The sequence below is a fragment of the Streptomyces sp. NPDC005931 genome (assembly GCF_042871235.1).
GTDB lineage: Bacteria > Actinomycetota > Actinomycetes > Streptomycetales > Streptomycetaceae > Streptomyces.
Genome location: NZ_JBIAIG010000003.1, coordinates 299,426 through 319,964, shown reverse-complemented (window position 1 = coordinate 319,964; position 20,539 = coordinate 299,426). Strand labels below are relative to the sequence as shown.

General features: G+C 73.8%; 18 protein-coding genes. 13 read left to right on the top strand and 5 right to left on the bottom strand.

Translation table 11 applies throughout. From position 1 onward, the window contains the following. Nucleotides 1–11 precede the first annotated feature (11 nt). Both ACFYOV_RS08985 and ACFYOV_RS08980 read left to right on the top strand, forming a co-directional pair. Nucleotides 12–191 carry a hypothetical protein gene (locus tag ACFYOV_RS08985; RefSeq protein ID WP_389084710.1) on the top strand — a complete coding sequence of 60 codons (180 nt, stop codon included), beginning with the start codon at nucleotides 12–14 and terminating at the stop codon, nucleotides 189–191. 153 nt (nucleotides 192–344) lie between these two features. After that, nucleotides 345–1,061, top strand: coding sequence for a peptidyl-tRNA hydrolase (locus tag ACFYOV_RS08980; protein ID WP_389084707.1), 717 nt, complete (start codon nucleotides 345–347; stop codon nucleotides 1,059–1,061). A gap of 285 nt (nucleotides 1,062–1,346) precedes the next feature. Here ACFYOV_RS08980 and ACFYOV_RS08975 read toward each other — a convergent pair whose 3' ends face one another. After that, nucleotides 1,347–1,478, bottom strand: a complete 132-nt coding sequence (locus ACFYOV_RS08975) for a hypothetical protein (RefSeq protein WP_389084705.1) — start codon at nucleotides 1,476–1,478, stop codon at nucleotides 1,347–1,349. Nucleotides 1,479–2,135: 657 nt separating this feature from the next. On the opposite strand from ACFYOV_RS08975, the gene ACFYOV_RS08970 reads away from it, so the two are divergent. The 3 genes from ACFYOV_RS08970 to ACFYOV_RS08960 all read left to right on the top strand — a co-directional run bounded on the left by ACFYOV_RS08970 (nucleotide 2,136) and on the right by ACFYOV_RS08960 (nucleotide 6,126). After that, nucleotides 2,136–3,416 (top strand): DUF692 domain-containing protein, encoded by a 1,281-nt coding sequence (locus ACFYOV_RS08970; RefSeq protein ID WP_389085598.1) that lies wholly within the window; start codon nucleotides 2,136–2,138, stop codon nucleotides 3,414–3,416. Nucleotides 3,417–3,533: 117 nt separating this feature from the next. Continuing rightward, nucleotides 3,534–4,358 carry a TIGR04222 domain-containing membrane protein gene (locus tag ACFYOV_RS08965; RefSeq protein ID WP_389084703.1) on the top strand — a complete coding sequence of 275 codons (825 nt, stop codon included), beginning with the start codon at nucleotides 3,534–3,536 and terminating at the stop codon, nucleotides 4,356–4,358. Nucleotides 4,359–4,479: 121 nt separating this feature from the next. After that, the gene (locus ACFYOV_RS08960; protein ID WP_389084701.1) at nucleotides 4,480–6,126 is read left to right on the top strand and encodes an alpha/beta hydrolase; all 1,647 of its coding nucleotides are present in this window, start codon (nucleotides 4,480–4,482) and stop codon (nucleotides 6,124–6,126) included. 2 nt (nucleotides 6,127–6,128) lie between these two features. On the opposite strand, the gene hemQ is transcribed toward ACFYOV_RS08960, so the two are convergent. Further along, on the bottom strand, nucleotides 6,129–6,860 hold the full coding sequence (gene hemQ, locus ACFYOV_RS08955) for a hydrogen peroxide-dependent heme synthase (protein WP_389084698.1): 732 nt from the start codon (nucleotides 6,858–6,860) through the stop codon (nucleotides 6,129–6,131). Nucleotides 6,861–6,865: 5 nt separating this feature from the next. Continuing rightward, nucleotides 6,866–8,323: a protoporphyrinogen oxidase gene (gene hemG / locus ACFYOV_RS08950; protein WP_389084696.1), complete on the bottom strand. Its 1,458-nt coding sequence runs from the start codon at nucleotides 8,321–8,323 to the stop codon at nucleotides 6,866–6,868. Between the two features lie 157 nt (nucleotides 8,324–8,480). Here hemG and ACFYOV_RS08945 point away from each other — a divergent pair, with 157 nt between their 5' ends. Next, a complete protein-coding gene (locus ACFYOV_RS08945) occupies nucleotides 8,481–9,542 on the top strand; it encodes a DUF4349 domain-containing protein (protein ID WP_389084693.1) in 1,062 nt (353 codons plus the stop codon). Nucleotides 9,543–9,619: 77 nt separating this feature from the next. Beyond that, nucleotides 9,620–11,017: an FAD-dependent oxidoreductase gene (locus ACFYOV_RS08940; RefSeq protein WP_389084691.1), complete on the top strand. Its 1,398-nt coding sequence runs from the start codon at nucleotides 9,620–9,622 to the stop codon at nucleotides 11,015–11,017. 54 nt (nucleotides 11,018–11,071) lie between these two features. On the opposite strand, the gene ACFYOV_RS08935 is transcribed toward ACFYOV_RS08940, so the two are convergent. Then, nucleotides 11,072–11,395: a hypothetical protein gene (locus tag ACFYOV_RS08935; protein ID WP_389084689.1), complete on the bottom strand. Its 324-nt coding sequence runs from the start codon at nucleotides 11,393–11,395 to the stop codon at nucleotides 11,072–11,074. Nucleotides 11,396–11,525: 130 nt separating this feature from the next. On the opposite strand from ACFYOV_RS08935, the gene ACFYOV_RS08930 reads away from it, so the two are divergent. Then, complete coding sequence (locus ACFYOV_RS08930) at nucleotides 11,526–12,353, top strand: rhomboid family intramembrane serine protease (protein WP_389084686.1); 828 nt, start codon at nucleotides 11,526–11,528, stop codon at nucleotides 12,351–12,353. Nucleotide 12,354: 1 nt separating this feature from the next. Here the strand turns inward: ACFYOV_RS08930 and hemE are convergent, their stop codons facing one another. Beyond that, nucleotides 12,355–13,434, bottom strand: a complete 1,080-nt coding sequence (gene hemE, locus ACFYOV_RS08925) for a uroporphyrinogen decarboxylase (RefSeq protein ID WP_389084683.1) — start codon at nucleotides 13,432–13,434, stop codon at nucleotides 12,355–12,357. Between the two features lie 175 nt (nucleotides 13,435–13,609). Here hemE and ACFYOV_RS08920 point away from each other — a divergent pair, with 175 nt between their 5' ends. The 5 genes from ACFYOV_RS08920 to ACFYOV_RS08900 all read left to right on the top strand — a co-directional run bounded on the left by ACFYOV_RS08920 (nucleotide 13,610) and on the right by ACFYOV_RS08900 (nucleotide 20,411). Next, the gene (locus tag ACFYOV_RS08920; RefSeq protein ID WP_389084681.1) at nucleotides 13,610–14,284 is read left to right on the top strand and encodes a DUF3000 domain-containing protein; all 675 of its coding nucleotides are present in this window, start codon (nucleotides 13,610–13,612) and stop codon (nucleotides 14,282–14,284) included. A gap of 268 nt (nucleotides 14,285–14,552) precedes the next feature. Continuing rightward, nucleotides 14,553–15,215, top strand: a complete 663-nt coding sequence (locus tag ACFYOV_RS08915) for a response regulator transcription factor (RefSeq protein ID WP_004923664.1) — start codon at nucleotides 14,553–14,555, stop codon at nucleotides 15,213–15,215. Nucleotides 15,216–15,391: 176 nt separating this feature from the next. Next, the gene (locus ACFYOV_RS08910; protein WP_389084677.1) at nucleotides 15,392–16,684 is read left to right on the top strand and encodes a ribonuclease D; all 1,293 of its coding nucleotides are present in this window, start codon (nucleotides 15,392–15,394) and stop codon (nucleotides 16,682–16,684) included. Between the two features lie 383 nt (nucleotides 16,685–17,067). Further along, the gene (locus ACFYOV_RS08905; protein ID WP_389084675.1) at nucleotides 17,068–18,285 is read left to right on the top strand and encodes a thiolase family protein; all 1,218 of its coding nucleotides are present in this window, start codon (nucleotides 17,068–17,070) and stop codon (nucleotides 18,283–18,285) included. Further along, nucleotides 18,282–20,411, top strand: a complete 2,130-nt coding sequence (locus tag ACFYOV_RS08900; RefSeq protein ID WP_389084672.1) for a 3-hydroxyacyl-CoA dehydrogenase NAD-binding domain-containing protein — start codon at nucleotides 18,282–18,284, stop codon at nucleotides 20,409–20,411. Before ACFYOV_RS08905 ends, ACFYOV_RS08900 begins: the two co-directional genes overlap by 4 nt. Nucleotides 20,412–20,539: the final 128 nt, after the last annotated feature.

The window sequence follows — 20,539 nt, the reverse complement described above, 5'->3', positions numbered from 1 at the left end:
ACGCTGGACACATGAGCGAGGACGACTACTGCCTGATCGACGCGACCAGGCCGCCCGGGGCGGACGGCCCGCCGTACGCGGAGTGCGTGCTGTGCCGGGAGCCGACGGAGTACCCGGAGTCGTACAAGGGCATCACCCTGTGCCCCGCCTGCGAGTGGCAGGAGGCCCAGCGCACGGCCTGCTCGGGCTGACGGCGCGGTCGGCGGCCCGGGCAGGGCGCCGGACAGGCGGGGGACCGGCAGGGAGCTGGGCGGTCGGGGCCGGCCGGGAGCTGAACGGCTCGGGGCCGCCGGAGCTGGACGGCTTCGGATCGGCGGTGAACGACGGGTTGGCACACTGTTCCCGTGACTCCTGAGCAGACGCCGACCGCCGACCACCCCTTCCGCCCGCACCCGAGCGCCCGCGACGCGGTACCGCAATTCGTGCTGCCCCTGGTCGTCCGCATCGAGAAGGCGGCGCCCCCCGCCCGCACGGACGCGCTGGAGACGGCGGCACGTGCGGTGCTGCTGATGCTGGCCGACGAGCGGTCGGTGGGCGAGGGCGAGTGGGCACGGGCGATGCGGGAGTGGCAGGACGCGCGGATCCGCAAGGTGGTGCGCCGGGCACGCGGTGCGGAGTGGCGCCGCGCCGAGGCCCTGCCCGGCATCACGGTCGTCGGCGCGTCGGCGCAGGTGCGGGTCTACCCGCCGGTCCCCCTGGACGGCTGGCCCAAGGACCTGGCCCGCCTCCAGGTCTCCGGCACGGACCTCGACGATCCCGAACCGCCGTCGCCTGCGGAGCCGGCGGCCCCGGTGCTGTGGCTCAACCCCGACCTGGGCATGTCGGCAGGCAAGACCATGGCCCAAGCGGGCCACGCCGCCCAGCTCGCCTGGTGGGCCCTGTCGGAGACCGACCGCGACGCCTGGCGGAACGCAGGCTTCCCCCTCGCCGTCCGCACAGCGGCCCCGCCACGCTGGGAAGCCCTCGTCACCAGCGGCCTCCCCCTCGTCCGCGACGCGGGCTTCACGGAGATCGCCCCGGGCTCCTGCACGGTGGTCGCGGAGCATCCGGCACTGCGATAGGTGTCCAGAGAAAGAGTCGGCGGCGGCGACGTGTGGTGTCCTGGGCCACTGGACGACACCGGCCGGAGCCGGCGGCGGGATTCGAACCCGCGTCACCCTCTTGAGAGGAGAAGTAGCCGCAACCTGCGCACCTGGACGCCCCCACCGTAGCGGCAGGCCGACGCCCGGGGCACGCGAATTCCCGCCCGCCCCACCGCGAGCGGCCGGCGTGGTCCACGGATGCGCCCTGCACACCGGACCTCGGGCGCGGGCGCCCGGACGTCGCGCATCCCCACCCGGACCACCTCACCCCGCTGGCACGGCGTAGGGCACGAAGGCGACCACCGCCGCGGCACAGGCCCCCATGACGGCCGGCAGGAGGGTCATGAGTCCGCCGAGCGGCACCACGACCATGGTCGTGAGGTAGGTGGCGGCCACCTTCGGATCGTCCTTGCGGTAGCGCAGGAGCGCGTTGGATCCGGCCTTCGGCGCGTCAGGTACTGCCGGTGCGTGCCATGTACGCGATGCGAGTCGTGCCGTCCGGTGTCACGAAACGGTAGGTGTGGCGCGTCGCGCCGACCGCGACGCACGTACCCCTCGCCGTTGCGCTGCCCGCGATGTCACGCCGGGCTTCGAGGAGGATCCCCGCCCTTTCCGAGCAGCGTCCACGTCATCCACAGGCACACCAGCGCCGCCGCGGCGCACCCGACCGCCGGCAGAACTCCGAGCAAGATTCCCATTCCCCCACCCAGATGCCGGCCGGCGCCCATCCGGAGTCCCCGGTGTCCCGCCGATCGGACGGATCGTAAGCGGCTCCGGGCCGCAGGTGAACGCCGGGGCCGCCGCGCACGTACGTCCGGGCACACGGCCGGGCGGCCGGTCACGGGACCGCCCCGGCCCGCCGAACCTCAAATGTTGCTCTGAAGGAGCCCGGCCCGGGGTTCGGGCGGCGGGCGCGGGGTCATATCCCCGTCACGTCCGAGGGGGCGTCCGGTGGGGGCCGGGTGGGCCGAGGACCGGGTGGAGGAGGGGACGACGGTGCGACTGGGAACGGGAATCGGATGGCGGCCGGAGATCGCGGACGCCGTGGAGCGGATGCCGGGGATCGACTGGGTGGAGGTCGTGGCCGAGAACGTCTGCCCCGGCCATCTCCCCGAGTCCCTGCTGCGGCTGCGCGAGCGCGGGGTGACCGTCGTGCCGCACGGCGTCGCGCTGGGGCTGGGCGGCGCCGAGCGGCCCGACGAGGGGCGGCTCGCCGCCCTGGCCGAGCGGGCCACGGCACTCGGCGCGCCGTTGGTCACCGAGCACATCGCCTTCGTCCGCGCGGGCGGCGCGCTGACCGCCTCCCCGCGTCTGGAGGCCGGGCACCTGCTGCCCGTGCCGCGCACCCGCGACGCCCTCGACGTGCTGTGCGAGAACGTCCGCATCGCCCAGGACGCGCTGCCCGTGCCCCTCGCCGTCGAGAACATCGCCGCGCTGATCTCCTGGCCCGGCGAGGAGATGACCGAGGGGCAGTTCCTGTACGAGCTGGCCGACCGCACCGGCGTGCGGCTCCTCGTCGACGTCGCCAACCTGCACACCAACCACGTCAACCGCAGCGAGGACCCGGCCGAGGCGCTCGCCGAACTTCCCCTGGAGGCCATCGCCTACGTCCATGTGGCCGGTGGCTTCGAACGCGACGGCGTGTGGCACGACAGCCACGCCCACCCCGTCCCCGAGCCGGTCCTCGGCATCCTCACCGACCTCGCGTCCCGCGTCCGCCCGCCGGGGGTGCTGCTGGAGCGCGACGAGAACTTCCCGGAAGAGGATGAGCTGGCGCGGGAGTTGGGCGCGATCCGGGGTGCGGTCGAGAAGGGCGCGGTGCGACGGGCGGCGGCCGAGGCGGAGCCGCCCGCCGCGGGGGGATCCGGCGTCCCCTCCCTCGACCCGCGCCCCGCCGCACCCGGGCCCCGCCCCACCGGGCCCGCCCGGCAGCGGCTCGCCCTCGCCCAGACCGCGTTCCTGTCCGCCCTCGTCGCCGGCACCCCCGTGCCCGAGGGGTTCGACCGGGCACGGATGAGGGTGCAGGCACGGGCGCTCGCCGCCAAGCGGGCGGACGTCGTCGGCAAGGTCGCGCCCGAGCTGCCGGAGCTGCTGGGCGACGGATACCGGCCCGCCTTCCTCGCGTACGCCCAGGCGCATCCGATGACCGGGGGTTACCGCCGGGACGCGCTCGACTTCGTCGAGCAGGTGCTGCTGTCCGGCCGGCCGCAGGACGCACGGGTCCGGCGGGAGCTGCGGGCCTGGTGGCTGGAGCGGTCCGGACCGAAGCCGCGGTCGCCAAGACCGGCCGTGCGGCTGGCCCGGGCCACCCGGCGGGCGCTGCTGCGGCGCTGAGCCGGGCGCGCACGGGGCCGGCGGGCCGCCAAGCGGAACGTCACATACCCACAACACTCGGTCCGGATGATGAACGGGGCATGGTGCTCCCGCGACCGTGTCACTTACAAACAACTCATGTTCTGGGTCCTCCTGCTGCTGCCTGCCTGGGCCGTCGCCGGCATCGCGTGCACGCGGCTGTGCCTGGCCTCCGTCCGCGCCGCGGCCGTCGACGACGCGCCCACGGCGGTCGGCCGGGGGCGGGACCTGACGCTGTACGAGGCCGCGTTCCTGTCCGGCGGGCCCGCACGGGTCGCCGACGTCACCCTGGTCGCGATGGCCCGCCAGCGTCGGCTGCTGCTGGCCCGCACCGGCTGGGCGACCGTGGTCGATCCGCGCGGGCGGGACGAGATGGAGCGGTCGGTCATCGGGGCCATCGGGCCCGAGGGCCAGTCCCGTATCGCTCCGGTGCGGGCCGCCGCGGCGACGGCCGACGCCGTGCGCGGGATAGCCGACCGGCTGGTCAGCGCCGGGCTCGCCGTGCCAGACGAGGCGTCCGGCACGACGGTCGCCGAGGCGGTGCGCCAGGTGCGGCTCGCCGCGCTCGCCGTGGTCGGGCTGGCCGCCGCCGCCCTGCTGCTGCCCGCTCCGCCGGACGTGCCGCGCCACCTGGTGGCCCTGTGGTTCGCGCTGCCGCTCACCCTGGCGCTGAGCTGCCTGGCCATGGCGCGGATCGAGGTCCACCCGTACTCGCGCTGGGCCTCCCCGGCCGGCCAGCGGCTGCTGGGCGCCCTGCACCGCGGCGCCGGGGGCACGGGGGACGACCGGTCCTACCTCACCTCCGTGGCCGTGCGCGGCGTCCATGCCGTCGGCGAACCGGACCTGCGTGCGGCCTTCGCGCACCGCGAGCACCACCGCGAGCAGCCCCAGGAGCACCGTCACGGCCCCGGCGGCGAGCAGTAGGGCGGGCGCCGGGGAGCGTGCGGGGGCACTGACGCCGACACCGGTGATCAGTGCTTGCCTTCCCCCGCACCCGAACGGAACATCCCTCGTGTCGCCGCCGTGTGCACCGAAGGGATACGCGATGAGAACCGCCGCCGTCCACGTGGCCGCCGGGTCCCTGCTGGTGACCGCCCTGGCCGCCGCTCCGGCCGGCGGCACCGCCCCGACCGCCCCCACCACCCTCGGCGCGGCGGAGCTGCGCGGCACCGCGGTGGCCGCCGCGCGCGCCGCGTCCGAGGGCATCCGGTTCGGGAGGTGCCCCGACGCCCGTGACCTCCCCGGCAGCATGCGGTGCGGCACGGTCCGGGTCCCGCTCGACTACACCCGCCCGCACGGCGAGCAGATCGCCCTCACCGTCAGCCGGGTGCGCGCCACCGGGAAGGACCCGGCCGACGGCACGCGCGAGGTGCCCCGGCAGGGCGTCCTGGTCCACCACCCCGGCGGGCCGGGCGCCTCCGGCATGTACGTCCCGCTCCTCGGCCTGCTCCCGGAGTGGAAGCGCGTCGCGGCGGCCTACGACCTCGTCGGCTACGCCCCGCGCGGGGTGGGCCGCTCCGCGCCGCTGTCCTGCGTGGATCCCGGGCGGTTCGTCGAGGGACCGGACCCGGCTCCGGTCCACCCGTCGCAGGCGTACAAGCACCGCCGGATCGCGCGGGCCGAGGCGTACGCGCGCGGCTGCGCCGAGCGGGCCGGCGGCGCGCTGCGGCACTACACCTCACTCGACAACGCCCGTGACCTGGACGTCCTGCGCGCCGCGCTGGGCGAGCCACGGCTGACCTTCCTGGGCTCGTCGTACGGCACGTACGTCGGGGCCCTGTACGCCACGATGTTCCCGGCGCAGGTGCGGCGGATGGTGTTCGACTCGGCGGTGAACCCGGATCCGGAGCGGATCTGGTACCGCAACCACCTCGACCGGTCGGCCGCCTTCGAGGACCGCTGGGCGGACTTCAGGGCGTGGGTGGCCCGGCACCACGCCGTGTACGGGCTGGGCCGCACGGCCGCCGAGGTGCAGCGCGGTTACGAGCGGGCGAGGGCGCGGCTGGCGGAGGAACCGGCGGGCGGGACGGTCGGGCCGGGTCAGTTGCGGACGGCGCTGCTGGACGCCGCTCACTACGACGACCTCTGGCCGCACCGCGCGCACGCCCTGTCGGCCTACCTCGCGGGCGATCCGCGGCCGCTGGTCGAGCAGGCGGGACCGCTCCGGGAGCCCGAGGCGGCGGCGGAGGCGGAGAACGCGCGGGCGGTCGACACCGCCGTGCAGTGCAACGACGCGCCCTGGCCGACGGACTGGACGGTGTGGGACCGGGACAACACCCGGCTCGCCCGCCGGGCCCCCTTCACGACCTGGGACAACACCTGGACGATCCTGCCGTGCGCCTACTGGCCGGCGCCCCGGCAGCGGCCGCTGGACGTGCGCGCCGGGCTCGGCGAGCTGCCGCCGACGCTGGTCCTGGCGGCCGAGCGGGACGCGGCGAGCCCGTACGGCGGCGCCCTGGAACTGCACCGCCGGCTCGCGGGATCGGCGTTGCTGACCGAGCGGGACGCCGGCAGCCACGGCATCGCGGGCGGGCCCAACGCCTGCGTGAACGGTCATGTGGAGGCGTATCTGCTCCACGGCACGGTCCCGGGCCGGCGCGCGTCCTGCGCGCCGCACCCGGAAACGGGGCCGAGGGCCACGCCCCCGCGGCGGGCGTCCGGGCGGGCAGCAGCCGCGCCGGCCCTGCCCTGAGCTCAGGCCAGGCCCGCCACCAGCTCCGCGAGGTCCTTGCGGCGGCCGGTGAAGAACGGGATCTCCTCGCGGACGTGCATCCGGGCCTCCGACCCGCGCAGGTGGCGCATGAGGTCGACGATGCGGTGCAGTTCGTCGGCCTCGAAGGCGAGGATCCACTCGTAGTCGCCCAGCGAGAAGGAGGCGACCGTGTTGGCGCGCACGTCGGGGAAGCCGCGGGCCATCCTGCCGTGGTCGGCGAGCATGCGGCGGCGGTCCTCGTCGGGCAGCAGGTACCAGTCGTAGGAGCGGACGAAGGGGTACACGCTCACGTACGCGCGGGGCGTCTCGTCGGCGAGGAAGGCGGGGATGTGCGAGCGGTTGAACTCGGCGGGGCGGTGCAGCGCCATGTTCGACCACACCGGGGCGAGCGCGCGGCCCAGCCTGGTGCGGCGGAAGAGGTTGTACGCCTCCTGGAGCTGGTCGCTGGTCTCGGCGTGCCACCAGATCATGACGTCGGCGTCGGCGCGCAGACCGGACAGGTCGTAGGTGCCGCGGATCGTGACGTCCTTGGCGGCGAGCTGGTCGAACAGCTCCTGGACCTCGTCGGCGTACCCGGAGCGGTCCTCGGGCAGCACGTCCTTCAGCTTGAAGACGGACCAGAGGGTGTAGCGGATGACCTCGTTGAGGTCCTTGGCCAGCTTGCCCTTGTTCGGGATCCGGTCGGGGGCGGGGGTGGTGGCGTCGTCACTCATGTCCCTTATTCTCCCGCTCCGCCGCGGAGGCTCTGCACCGGGTCGGTGGTGGGCTCCCGCCGGGCGCGGAGGTCGTCCTGGATGTGGTCGACGGCGGCGTACGCCCCGGCGATGCAGGCCGGAATGCCGACGCCGTCGTAGGCCGCGCCGCACACGGCCAGCCCCGGGAGGCCGGCGAGGTGCTCCCGCACGCGGGCCACGCGCGCCAGGTGGCCGACCGGGTACTGGGGCAGGCCGTCGTCCCAGCGGGTGACGCGGGTGGCGACGGGGGTGGCGGCCAGCCCGACGGCGGCCTTCAGGTCGCGCCGGGAGACCTCGACCAGTTCGGCGTCGTCGCTCCGGAGGATCTCCGTCTCGCCGTAGCGCCCCACGGAGGTGCGCAGGACGATCAGGTCGGGGTTCTCCTCGGCGATCCAGGCCCACTTGCGGGAGGCGAAGGTGGACGCCTTGACGGTGTGGCCGTCGACCGGCGGAACCAGGAAGCCGCTGCCCTCCGGCAGGTCGGTCTCCGCGCGGCGGTAGGCGAGGGTGATCAGCGCCATCGAGGCGTACTCGACGCCGGCGAGTTCGGCGGCGGCGCGGGGGGCCTCCGCGCGCAGCAGCCGCGCCGCGACGGGGGCGGGGGCGGCGACGACGACCGCGTCGGCGTCGAGCAGCCGGTCCCCGGCGGCCACGCGCCACCCGCGGCCCCCGCCATCGCGGCGCAGCTCGGTGACCGGGGTGTGGGTCCGGACCTCCCCGCCGCGCGAGCGGACCGATGCGGCGACCGCGAGCGGGAGGGTGCCCACTCCGCCCTCGATGCCCATGAAGACCGGTCCGGTCTGCTGCGCGGCGGCGGCCCGGGCCTGCATCTCGCGCACGCCCTCGGTCAGCGAGGTGTGCGTGCGGGCGATCTGGAAGAGCTGCGGGACGGCGGCGCGCATCGAGATGCGGTACGCGTCGCCCGCGTACACCCCGCCGAGCAGGGGCTCCACGAGGCGGTCGACGACCTCGCGGCCGAGGCGCGCCGCCACGTACTCCCCGACCGCCACGTCGTCGCCCACCTCGGTGCGGGGCAGCTCGGCGTCGCGCCCGATGCGGGCGAGACCCTCCTCGGACAGCACGCCGGCGAGGGCGGCGGCACTGCCGGGCACGCCCATGACATGGCCCTTGGGCATGGGGCGCAGGGCGCCGCGGGTCCACAGCGAGGCGGTGGTGGTGGCCGGGGGCTGGAGCCGGTCGGCGAGGCCGACCTCGCGGGCGAGGGTGACCGCCTCCGGGCGGCGGGCCAGCAGCGACTCGGCGCCGAGGTCGACGCGCACGCCCTCGATCTCGCCGGAGAGCAGCTTGCCGCCGACCCGGTCCGAGGCCTCGAGCACGGTCACCCGCGCCCCGCGCTCCAGCAGCCGGTGCGCGGCCGCCAGCCCGGCGACACCGGCCCCGATGACGACGACATGCCCGGCATCCGTACGTGATCCGCTCATACTCCCCACCTTCTCAAACGCCGCCGACAGTCCCGCCAGGGCCATGTGGCCCTGGCGAGTCCCTACCGTGACCGCATCGGGACCGTTTCCGGCAAACGTCCCGCGCACCCGCGGCGTCGTAGGAGCGTCAATGGTCACCACCCGGGGGGAACTCCTCATGCGCACACGACGATCCGTACGGACCGGCCCCGCCCTGGCCGGGGTCCTGCTGGCCACGGCCCTCGCCGTCACGGGGTGCGGCGGCGCGGACGACAGCGGCGGAAGCGCCGACGACAAGGCCGCCTCGCAGGCGAACGGGAGGGCCGGCGGACAGGAGGGCGCGAAGGAGGGTGCCAAGGGCGGTGCGAGGGACGGCGCCCCGGGCGGCTCGGCGGACGGTGCCGGGGCCACCGCGCCGCCCAGGACCACCGCGAGCCACATCATCCGCACCGCCTCGCTGACCGTGCGGGTCGAGGATGTGCCGAAGGCCCTGGCCGAGGCCCGCTCCACCACCGAGAACGCGGGCGGCTACGTCGGCACCGAGACCACCACGCGGGACGACGACGGAGACGAGCACACGCGCGTGGTGCTGCGCGTGCCCGTCGCCGCGTACGAGGAGGTCCTGGCCGGTCTGGAGGGCACGGGCAAGCTGCTCGAGCGCCATGCCAAGGCGGAGGACGTCACCGAGCAGGTGGTCGACGTGGAGAGCCGGATCACGACGCAGCGCGCCAGTGTGGCCCGCATCCGGGAGCTGATGGACCGCGCCACCAAGCTCAGCGACGTGGTCACCCTGGAAGGGGAGCTGAGCACCCGACAGGCCGACCTGGAGGCCCTGCTCGCCCGCCAGGCGTCCCTGAAGGACCGCACGAGCCTGGCCACCATCACCCTGTCGCTGTCCGAGACGGCGGTGAAGAAGGACACCGGGGACGACGAGCCCGGGTTCGTGGACGCGCTCGCGGGCGGCTGGGAGGCGTTCCTGACGATGCTGCGCTGGCTCGCGGTGGCGTTCGGCGCGCTGCTGCCGTTCGCGGTGGTGGGCGCGCTGCTTCTCCTGCTGTGGCTCAAGGTCGTCCGCCCGCGGACGGCGCGCCGCGCGGAACACACGCCCGCGGTGACCACCCCCGGCATACTGCCCTACCCCCGCCCGGCGACCCCGCCCGCGACCTCGCCCGCGGCCGGTTCTGCATCCCGTTCGGCACCGCGGCCCGCCGCCGGCACCCGGGAGGGCGGCGAGGAGTGACGTCGTGGCTCCGGGGCGGCCCCGGCCCGGCAGGCGCGACGGGAACCGGCCGTGGGTGTCCCCCGTAGCGTGTTCGCATGAACATGAGCGATGCGCGGGGCAGGGGCGAACGCCTGGTGGTGATCGGCGGCGACGCCGCGGGGATGTCCGCGGCGTCGCAGGCCCGCCGGCTGAGGAGCCCGGACGAGCTGGAGATCGTCGCGTTCGAGCGCGGCCACTTCACGTCCTACTCGGCGTGCGGCATCCCGTACTGGGTGGGCGGTGACGTCGCCGAGCGGGAGCAGTTGATCGCCCGGACGCCGGAGGAGCACCGCGCGCGGGACATCGACGTGCGGCTGCGCACCGAGGTCACCGGGATCGACGTGGACCAGCAGCGGGTACGCGCGCGTGACGTCGTTTCCGGCGACGAGTACTGGACGCCGTACGACAAGCTCGTGATCGCGACCGGGGCGCGGCCGATCCGCCCGGAGCTGCCCGGCATGGAGGCGCCCGGGGTGCACGGGGTGCAGACCCTGGACGACGGCCAGGCGCTGATGGACACGCTGGTGCGCACGCGGGGGCGCCGCGCGGTGGTCGTGGGGGCCGGTTACATCGGCGTGGAGATGGCCGAGGCAATGATCAACCGCGGTTACGAGGTGACGGTCGTCAACCGCGGCAGGGAACCCATGGCCACCCTGGACCCGGACATGGGGCGGCTGGTGCACCGGGCCATGGAGGGCCTCGGCATCACCATGGTGAACGACACGGAGGTCACCGGGCTGCTCACCGGGGACGACGGCAGGGTGCGGGCGGTCGACGCACGGGACGCGCGGTTCCCGGCGGACGTCGTGGTGCTCGGCATCGGGGTACGGCCCGAGACGTCCCTCGCGCGGGCGGCGGGGCTGCCGCTGGGCCAGCACGGGGGGCTGCTCACCGACCGGTCGATGCGGGTGCGCGGGCACGAGAACATCTGGGCGGGCGGCGACTGCGTGGAGGTCCTGGACCTGGTCTCCGGGCAGGAGCGGCACATCGCGCTCGGCACGCACGCCAACAAGCACGGCCAGGTCATCGGCGCCAACGTCGGCGGCGACTACGCGACGTTCCCCGGTGTGGTCGGTACGGCGGTCAGCAAGGTCTGCGACCTGGAGATCGCGCGCACCGGCCTGCGCGAGAAGGACGCCCGCCGCGTGGGCCTGCGCTTCGAGTCCGTCACCGTCGAGTCGACCAGCCGCGCGGGCTACTACCCGAACGCCTCCCCCATGACCGTGAAGATGCTCGCCGAGCGGCGCACGGGGCGGCTGCTCGGCGTGCAGATCGTCGGCCGGGAGGGCGCGGGCAAGCGTGTCGACATCGCGGCGGTCGCCCTGACCGCCGGGATGACGGTGGAGCAGATGACGGCCCTGGACCTGGGGTACGCGCCGCCGTTCTCCCCGGTCTGGGACCCGGTCCTGGTGGCGGCGCGCAAGGCGGCGGCGAAGGTCCGCGGCGCCGGGTGAGCGGACCGCCCGCGCGGCCCGCGGCGGCCGCTGCGCGGCCGCCCCGCGGACCCGCTACGCGGACCCGTTGATCCTCTCGATGGCCTGACGCGCCTGCTCGGACGGGGGACGCGACGGCAGCGAGGACACGGAGGCGCTGGCCGGCACCGGGGGCGGCTGCTCCCCGGCCGGCTTGGCGTGCGCGGCGGAGGCGCGCGGTGAGCGCAGCCGGTGGCTCACCGCCTCGTCCAGCGTCACGGGCCGCTGCATCTGGGTGGCGAGCCGTCCCGCCTCCTGGCCCAGCCGGGCGACGTCCTCCCAGGGGAGGCGCACCACGAGCCGGAGCTCGGCCTCGCCGTCGGGCAGCGCGTGCAGCGCAGGAGCAACTCGGTCGTTCATCGCCTGTCCTCACGTCGGCCCCGCGACCCCTTCCCCGCGCCGCGGGCGGTTGAGGAGAGATACGCGCGCCCGGACGGCGGTGTTCAGCGCCTCGCGGATTCGCCGTCCGCGCCACGGGCACAAGGGGGGTGTGGTGATCCCGGTCCATGACGTGAACCCCGCGCGGCGCACCCCTTGGGTGACGTACGCGCTGCTCGCCGCGAACTTCGTCGTCTTCCTCCTCCTCACCCCGGGCGTGGCCGACTCGCTGACCGGCCGCGAGGGGCTGGCCGACGTGTGCCACCTCCAGGCCTTCCTGGAGCGCTATGCCGCGGTGCCGCAGGAGCTGATCCACCACCGGATGCCGCGCCTGGTGCCCACGGGCGACGTCGGGGTGGGTCCGCAGGGGCCGGGCTGCCTGGTCGGCCCGCCGGGCTACGACAAGTCACCCGAGCTGAGCGTCCTGACGGCCATGTTCCTGCACGGCGGCTGGCTGCACCTGCTGGGCAACCTGCTCTTCCTGTGGATCTTCGGCAACAACATCGAGGACCGCATGGGGCATCTGCCGTTCGCGCTGTTCTACCTGGTCTGCGGCTACGCGGCCTCGTACGGCTTCGCGCTGCTCAACGCCGGCTCGGGCGACCCGCTGATCGGCGCGTCGGGGGCGATCGCGGGGGTGCTGGGCGCCTATCTGGTGCTGTACCCGAAGGCCCGGGTGTGGGTCCTCGTGCCGTTCCTGATCTTCCTGCCGCTGCGACTGCCGGCCTGGATCGTGCTGGGCCTGTGGTTCGTGCTCCAGGCGGTGTACTCGTCCGGCGGGGGCGTCACCGACGCCGGGACGGTGGCGTACGCGGCGCACATCGTGGGCTTCCTCACCGGCATGCTGATCGCCTGGCCGCTCAGGCGGGGCACACCGCCGCCGCCGGAACCGCGCGGGCTGCTGTTCGGCAGGCGGGCTCGGCCCCGGCACACCTGGTGAGTCAGCGGGCGGTGTGCGTGTGGACGTACTCCACGAGGCGGGTCAGCGCGTCCGGGTCGGTGGAGGGCATGACGCCGTGGCCCAGGTTGAAGACATGGCCCTCCAGGCCCGCCGCCGCCCGAAGGACCTCCCGGGTCTTGGCCTCGACGGCCTCGCGGGTGGCGAACAGCACGGTCGGGTCGAGGTTGCCCTGGAGCGCCTTGCCGGGGCCGACGCGGCGGGCGGCCTCGTCGAGCGGGACGCGCCAGTCGACGCCGACCACGTCCGCGCCGGCCTCGCCCATGAGCTGCAGCAGCTCGCCGGTGCCGACGCCGAAGTGGATGCGCGGGACGCCGTACCCCGCGACCGCGTCGAAGACCTTCGCCGAGGCGGGCAGTACGGAGCGGCGGTAGTCGGCGGGGGCCAGGGCACCGGCCCAGGAGTCGAACAGCTGGACGGCGCTCGCGCCCGCCTCGATCTGCACCTTCAGGAACGCCGCCGTGATGTCCGCGAGACGGTCGAGCAGGTCGGCCCACAGCTCGGGGTCGCCGTACATCATCGCCTTGGCGTTCTCGTACGTGCGGGACGGGCCGCCCTCGACGAGGTAGCTGGCGAGGGTGAAGGGGGCGCCGGCGAAGCCGATGAGCGGGGTGGCGCCCAGCTCGCGGGTGAGCAGGCCGATCGCCTCGGTGACGTAGGAGACGTCCTCGGGGCTGAGGTCGCGCAGCTGCGCGAGGTCGGCACGGCTGCGGATCGGCCGCTCGACGACCGGGCCGACACCCGGCTTGATGTCGAGGTCGACGCCGATGGCCTTGAGCGGGACGACGATGTCGCTGAAGTAGATCGCCGCGTCGACGTGGTGGCGGCGCACCGGCTGGAGCGTGATCTCGGTGACCAGGTCGGGCCGCATGCAGGACTCGAGCATGCCGATGCCCTCGCGCACCTTGCGGTACTCCGGCAGTGAGCGCCCGGCCTGCCGCATGAACCACACGGGCGTGTGCGGCACGGGCTCGCGCCTGCACGCCTTGAGGAAGGCGGAATCCTTGACGGCGTCGGACGTCGCTGTCGGCTGCTTGCCCGTTGGGCTCACGTTGGCACTCACGTCGGCAAGTCTCGCACGCGCCGCCCTTGGCACCGGACCGGCACCCGCCCGCCGCAGGACGCGACCCGTCGAGGCCGCCCGGGGTGGCGCGTTCGCGGCGGCGTGATCCGGACAGGGGGTGGCGCCCGGGTGTCCCTCCCTGCGGCGGGGGCCGGTTCCCCTTAATCTTCCCCGCATGGCTGCGGCTCAGGGACGACTGTCGGACGGCGCTGGCGGTATGGACGAACCGAAGGACACCGGGGACGACCTCGGGCAGGGGGGCACGGCCCCGCTGCCCTTCCGGGCGGCCGTCGACGCGCTGAGGGGGGCGCGGCTGCGGCCGCAGATCGAGGTGGAGGCCACCCCCGCGCCCAAGCGGCTGGCGCCCCACGCGTACGCGCTGGAGGCGGCCGTCGTCGACGGCGACCAGGACCTGGCCGACGGCCGACTGGTGCTGCTCTACGACCCGGCCGGGCACGACGCCTGGCGGGGCACGTTCCGGCTGGTGACACTGGTGCGGGCGGAGCTGGAGCCGGAGATGGCGGCGGACCCGCTGCTGCCGGACGTGTGCTGGTCCTGGCTGACCGGCGCCCTCGCGGCGCGCGGGCTGAGCTACGGCGAGCCGAGCGGCACGGTCACGCGCGCCGGCTCGCACTACTTCGGCGGGCTGTCCTCGCGGCCGTCGGCCTCGCAGATCGAGATCCGTGCCTCCTGGACGCCCCGGGAGGGGCTGGGCGGGGCACCCGACACGGCCGCCCACCTGATGTCCTGGTGCGATCTGCTGGCCCAGGTCGCGGGGCTGCCGCCGGCCGCGCCGGGGGACGCGTCGGTGGTGACGCTGCCGCAGCGCAGGGGACCGCAGTCGCGCTGAGCCTCGCCGGTGGGGCCTCCGGCGGTCACCCGTGCCGATCTCTTTGTCGATACGACCACTTTCGGAAGTGTTGCGACGCGGACCGAAACCGTTCGATCTTCGAATGATCGACAGCGTGTCCGAATTGCACGGATTGTTACTCACCGGATCGTGATCATTTCCTAAAGGACACCGGGTTTGATGCCGAAGACGACTGTGACCTTGAAAGCACGGTTCGTCCCGGCTTCACCCCCACGAGCCGGCCCCGTCCCGCACCCCAGGAGGCCTGGTGTCCGTTCTCCTCGAGCAGCCCGCAAGCCTGGTCGCCTACCGCCCGAACAAGCCGACCGCCATGGTGGTCGTGGCCGACCCCCGCGTCCGCTCCACCGTCACCCGCCACCTGTGGGCGCTCGGTGTGCGCGATGTGATCGAGGCCTCGTCCGTCGCGGAGGCTCGTCCCCGCATCGGCAACCCCCGAGACATCTGCGTCGCCGAAGTCCACCTGCCGGACGGCTCCGGCCTCACCCTCCTGTCCGAGACCCGCGCCGCGGGCTGGCCGAACGGCCTCGCCCTTTCGGCGGCCGACGACATCGGCGCCGTGCGCAACGCGCTCGCGGGCGGAGTCAAGGGCTACGTCGTCACCGGCACCCGCACCAACCTCGGGCTCCCCACCCGTCCCGGTGCCGCTCCCATCGGTGCCGCCGCCGCGCGCCTCCACCGCCGCCCCCCGGGTGCTCCGAGCCACCCGGGCGGCTACCGCGAACTGTCCGGCCGTGAGGTCGAGGTGCTGCGGCTGGTGGCGGAGGGCCAGTCGAACAAGGCGATCGGCGTCTCGATGGGCCTGTCCGCACTGACCGTCAAGAGCCACCTCGCCCGCATTGCCCGCAAGCTCGGCACCGGCGACCGCGCCGGGATGGTGGCCGTCGCCCTGCGCACCGGCATCATCCACTGACACCCGCCTCCTTCACCGACCCGCCCGTGGACGGGACCGACCGCTGGTCCCGCTTCACCTCCCTTCCAGGCCCGCGTCCCCGTCCCTTCACGTTCTGACTGGTTTACGACCCCTGGGCGCCCGTCGGCGGAACGTTCCGTCGGCGGGCGCCTTCATGACATGGATACCCTTGACAGGTGACCGACGCCCACGACACCGCAGCAGACAGTTCACTGCGAACCACCGGAGGCGCTCCTCCGGACGACGGCGGATCTTCTGCTACGGAGGCGCCGACCCCCTTGCTGGAGCCGCGTGAGGGCATTCCGCCCGTGATCGCGGACGAGGCCACCCTCACCGAGGTGATCGCCGCCTTCGCCACCGGCACCGGCCCCGTCGCCGTGGACGCCGAGCGTGCCTCCGGCTACCGCTACGGCCAGAGCGCCTATCTCGTCCAGCTGCGCCGCGAGGGAGCGGGCTCCGCGCTGATCGACCCCGTTGCCTGTCCCGACCTGTCCGGTCTGGGCGAGGCGCTGTCCGGCGCGGAGTGGGTGCTGCACGCCGCCACCCAGGACCTGCCCTGTCTGCGCGAGATAGGCATGGTGCCCACCCGCCTCTTCGACACCGAGCTGGCCGGACGCCTCGCCGGGTTCCCGCGGGTCGGTCTCGGCGCGATGGTCGAGAACGTCCTCGGCTTCGTGCTGGAGAAGGGCCACTCCGCCGTCGACTGGTCCACCCGCCCGCTGCCCGAGCCCTGGCTGCGCTACGCCGCCCTCGACGTCGAGCTGCTGGTCGACCTGCGCGACGCGCTGGAGAAGGAGCTGGACCGGCAGGGCAAGCTGGAGTGGGCCAGGCAGGAGTTCGACGCCATCGCCTCCGCGCCCCCGCCCGAGCCCCGCAAGGACCCCTGGCGGCGCACGTCCGGCATGCACAAGGTGCGCCGGCGGCGGCAGCTGGCCGTCGTGCGGGAGCTGTGGCAGACCCGGGACCGCATCGCCCGGCGCCGGGACGTCTCGCCCGGCAAGGTGCTCTCGGACGCGGCGATCGTCGAGGCCGCCCTCGCCCTGCCCACCGGCACCCACGCCCTCGCCGCGCTCAACGGGTTCGGGCAGCGGGTGGGCCGCCGCCAGCTGGAGCAGTGGCAGGCGGCGGTCGACCGGGCCAGGGCACTGAGCGAGTCCCAGCTGCCCCAGCCCGGGCAGCCGGTGACCGGCCCCCCGCCGCCGCGGGCGTGGGCCGACAAGGACCCGGCCGCCGCGACCCGGCTGTCCGCCGCCCGGGCCGGTGTGTCGGCACTGGCCGAGCGGCTGAACATGCCGCAGGAGAACCTGATCACGCCGGACACCGTCCGCCGGGTGTGCTGGGAGCCGCCGAAGCCGGCCGACGAGGAGTCCGTCGCCGCGGCGCTGACGGGGTTCGGGGCGCGGCCCTGGCAGGTGGAGCAGGTCACGCCGGTACTGGTCGCGGCGCTGGCCGCGGCAGAGGGCGCCTGATCGCCGGCACCAGGACGCCCCCCGCCGCGGACGGTCCGACGGTGCGCCGCGTACGGCCGGTGAAGCGGAACGAGGACGTCGAGATCGCGCCAAGATCCGCGAGGTCCGCGTACGCAGCCGGGCGCCGCTCACGCGGAGCGCCGCGCCGGCCGAGCGCGGTGCCCGTCGAACGGCGCGTCATGTCCGCAGCGGGAGCGGGTACGCATCCGGTGCGCCCCCTCCCGATCCGACTCCGCGCGGCTCGACGGCTCCGCCACGGGTGTGACCTTCGCCGCTCGCGGCCGTGGGACTGGGCAGCCACGTTACTCATAAGTAGCATGGGCGCTGAGCGTGCGCTCAGCGCACCGCAGCAGTGCCATCCCGCACCCTGGAGGAGAGCCATCGTGCCTCGTACCGTCAGGGACGTCGTCTTCGTCGACGGCGTCCGCACCCCGTTCGGCAAGGCGGGCCCCAAGGGCATCTACCACGAGACCCGTGCCGACGACCTCGTCGTGAAGGCGATCCGGGAGCTGCTGCGCCGCAACCCCGGACTCGACCCCAAGAAGATCGACGAGGTGGCCATCGCCGCGACCACGCAGATCGGTGACCAGGGCCTGACCATCGGCCGCACCGCCGGCATCCTCGCGGGCCTGCCGACCTCGGTCCCGGGCTACTCCATCGACCGCATGTGCGCCGGCGCCCTGACCGCGGTCACCGCGGTCGCCGGCTCCGTCGCCTTCGGCGCGTACGACGTCGCCATCGCGGGCGGTGTCGAGCACATGGGCCGTCACCCGATGGGCGAGGGTGTGGACCCCAACCCGCGGTTCGTCTCCGAGAAGCTGGTCGACCAGTCCGCCCTGTTCATGGGCATGACCGCGGAGAACCTGCACGACCGCTACCCGCAGATCACCAAGCTGCGCGCCGACGAGTACGCCGTGCGCTCGCAGGAGAAGGCCGCCAAGGCGTACGCCAACGGCAAGATCCAGCAGGACCTGGTGCCGGTCTCGGTGCGCCGCACCAACCCCGAGGGCGGCGAGACGGGCTGGGGCCTGGTCACCGCCGACGAGCCGATGCGCCCGGGCACCACCCTGGAGAGCCTGGCCGGTCTGAAGACCCCGTTCCGCGTGCACGGCCGGGTCACCGCGGGCAACGCGGCCGGTCTGAACGACGGCGCCACCGCCTCGGTCATCGCCTCCGAGGACTTCGCCCGCGAGAACGGGCTGCCGGTCAAGATGCGCCTGGTCTCCTACGCCTTCACCGGTGTGGAGCCGGAGGTCATGGGGTACGGCCCGATCCCGGCCACCGAGAAGGCTCTGGCGCAGGCGGGTCTGTCGATCTCCGACATCGGCCTGTTCGAGATCAACGAGGCCTTCGCCGTCCAGGTGCTGGCCTTCCTTGACCACTACGGGATCGCCGACGACGACGAGCGCGTCAACCAGTACGGCGGCGCCATCGCCTTCGGCCACCCGCTGGCCTCCTCCGGCGTCCGCCTGATGACGCAGCTGGCCCGCCAGTTCGAGGAACAGCCGCACGTCCGCTACGGCCTGACCACCATGTGCGTCGGCTTCGGCATGGGCGCGACGGTCATCTGGGAGAACCCGCACTTCGAGGGGGACAAGTGAGCACCACCGCTGAGCTGTTGAAGGGCGCGGCCGAGCTGTTCCCGGACGAGGTCGTCACGCAGGCGCACGTGCGCCACTTCGACCTCCCCCTGGGCGCGGGCCGTTTCGCCCTGATCACCCTGGACAACGGGCTCGACCACACCAAGCCGACCACCTTCGGCCCTCAGTCGCTGGCGAACCTCAACGCCGCCATCGACCAGGTGGAGAAGGAGGCCGCGGACGGCGAGATCGTCGGTGTCGGCGTCACCGGCAAGCCGTTCATCTTCGCGGTCGGCGCCGACCTCAAGGGCGTCGAGCTCCTCAAGGAGTGGGACCACGCCTACGCCATCGGCAAGGGCGGCCACGACGTCTTCAAGCGTCTGTCCGGCCTCGCGGTCCCGACGTTCGCCTACTACAACGGCGCGGCCATGGGCGGCGGCGTCGAGGTCGGCCTGCACTGCACCTACCGCACGGTGTCCGCGGCCATCCCGGCGTTCTCCCTGCCCGAGGTCTTCCTCGGCCTGGTCCCCGGCTGGGGCGGCTGCACGCTGCTGCCGAACCTGATCGGCGCCGACAAGGCCGTCTCGGTGATCATCGAGAACAGCCTCAACCAGAACAAGCAGCTCAAGGGCAAGCAGGTCTACGAGCTCGGCATCGCCGACGCGCTGTTCGAGGGTGCCGACTTCCTCGAGCAGTCGCTGATCTGGACGGCCTCCGTCCTCAAGGGCGAGCTCGAGATCGAGCGCCCGGTCATCGACCGCGGCGAGGGCTGGGACCAGGCCGTCGAGCGCGGCCGCTTCATCGCCGACTCCAAGGTGCATGGCGCCGCCCCGGCCGCCTACCGTGCCCTGGACATCATCGCCGCCGCGAAGAACGGCGACCTCCAGCAGGGCTACGACGCCGAGGACAAGGCGCTCGCCGACCTGATCATGGGTGGCGAACTGCGCGCCGGAATCTACGCGTTCAACCTGGTGCAGAAGCGCGGCAAGCGCCCCGCGGGCGCCCCGGACAAGAACCTGGCCCGCCCGGTCACCAAGGTCGGTGTCGTGGGCGCCGGTCTGATGGCCTCGCAGCTGGCGCTGCTGTTCCTGCGCCGCCTCGAGGTGCCGGTCGTGCTGACCGACATCGACCAGGAGCGCATCGACAAGGGCGTGGGCTACGTCCACGCCGAGATCGACAAGCTGCTCGGCAAGGGCCGCATCAACCAGGACAAGGCCAACCGCCTCAAGGCGCTGGTGACCGGTGTCCTGGACAAGGCCGAGGGCTTCGCGGACGCCGACTTCGTCATCGAAGCGGTCTTCGAGGAGATGGGCGTCAAGCAGCAGGTGTTCGCGGAGGTCGAGGCGGTCGCACCGGCGCACGCGATCCTCGCCACCAACACCTCCTCGCTCTCCGTGACGGAGATGGCGTCGAAGCTGAAGCACCCCGAGCGGGTCGTCGGCTTCCACTTCTTCAACCCCGTAGCGGTGCTGCCGCTGCTGGAGATCGTCCGCGGCGAGAAGACCGACGACGCCTCGCTGGCCACGGCGTTCGGCGTCGCCAAGAAGTTGAAGAAGACCGCGGTCCTGGTCAAGGACGCCCCGGCGTTCGTCGTGAACCGCATCCTGACCCGCTTCATGGGCGAGATCCAGAACGTCATCGACGAGGGCACCCCGGTCGAGGTCGCCGAGAAGGCGGTCGAGCCGCTCGGTCTGCCGATGTCGCCGCTGGTGCTGCTGGAACTGGTCGGTCCGGCGATCGGCCTGCACGTCTCCGAGACGCTCAACCGTGCGTTCCCGGACCGCTTCACCGTCTCCCCGAACCTCAAGGCGGTCGTCGAGGCGGGCAAGCGCGGCTTCTACGTCTACGACAGCGGCAAGCCCGAGCTGGACCCGGAGGTCGCCGCGCTGCTCAAGCAGGGCGACACCGTCCTCACCGAGGAGCAGGTGCGGGCCCGGGTGCTGGACGCGGTGGCGCAGGAGATCGGGCTCATGCTCGAGGAGGGCGTCGTCGCCGAGGCGCAGGACATCGACCTGTGCCTGATCACGGGCGCCGGCTGGCCCTTCCACCTGGGCGGCATCACGCCGTACCTGGACCGTGAGGGCGTCTCCGAGCGGGTGAACGGCACGAGGTTCCTGGCTCCGGGCGTGGCGAGCGTCCCGGCGTAACCGGCCCTCCCGGAAGGGGGTGGGTCGCACGGTAACGATCCGTGTGACCCACCCCCTTTCGTCACACCCGTACCCGATAGGATCTCCACACGATCCCAACACTTGTGTACAAGAACGTTCTGCTGTTC

Excerpts from the sequence above, each read along its gene's own strand:
- ACFYOV_RS08920 (WP_389084681.1), top strand. The coding sequence starts at position 13,610 with ATGGCTGCGGCTCAGGGACGACTGTCGGACGGCGCTGGCGGTATGGAC.
- ACFYOV_RS08965 (WP_389084703.1), top strand. The coding sequence starts at position 3,534 with ATGTTCTGGGTCCTCCTGCTGCTGCCTGCCTGGGCCGTCGCCGGCATC.
- ACFYOV_RS08935 (WP_389084689.1), bottom strand. The coding sequence starts at position 11,395 with ATGAACGACCGAGTTGCTCCTGCGCTGCACGCGCTGCCCGACGGCGAG.
- hemQ (WP_389084698.1), bottom strand. The coding sequence starts at position 6,860 with ATGAGTGACGACGCCACCACCCCCGCCCCCGACCGGATCCCGAACAAG.
- ACFYOV_RS08960 (WP_389084701.1), top strand. The coding sequence starts at position 4,480 with ATGAGAACCGCCGCCGTCCACGTGGCCGCCGGGTCCCTGCTGGTGACC.
- ACFYOV_RS08945 (WP_389084693.1), top strand. The coding sequence starts at position 8,481 with ATGCGCACACGACGATCCGTACGGACCGGCCCCGCCCTGGCCGGGGTC.
- hemG (WP_389084696.1), bottom strand. The coding sequence starts at position 8,323 with ATGAGCGGATCACGTACGGATGCCGGGCATGTCGTCGTCATCGGGGCC.
- ACFYOV_RS08985 (WP_389084710.1), top strand. The coding sequence starts at position 12 with ATGAGCGAGGACGACTACTGCCTGATCGACGCGACCAGGCCGCCCGGG.
- ACFYOV_RS08940 (WP_389084691.1), top strand. The coding sequence starts at position 9,620 with ATGAACATGAGCGATGCGCGGGGCAGGGGCGAACGCCTGGTGGTGATC.
- ACFYOV_RS08970 (WP_389085598.1), top strand. The coding sequence starts at position 2,136 with ATGCCGGGGATCGACTGGGTGGAGGTCGTGGCCGAGAACGTCTGCCCC.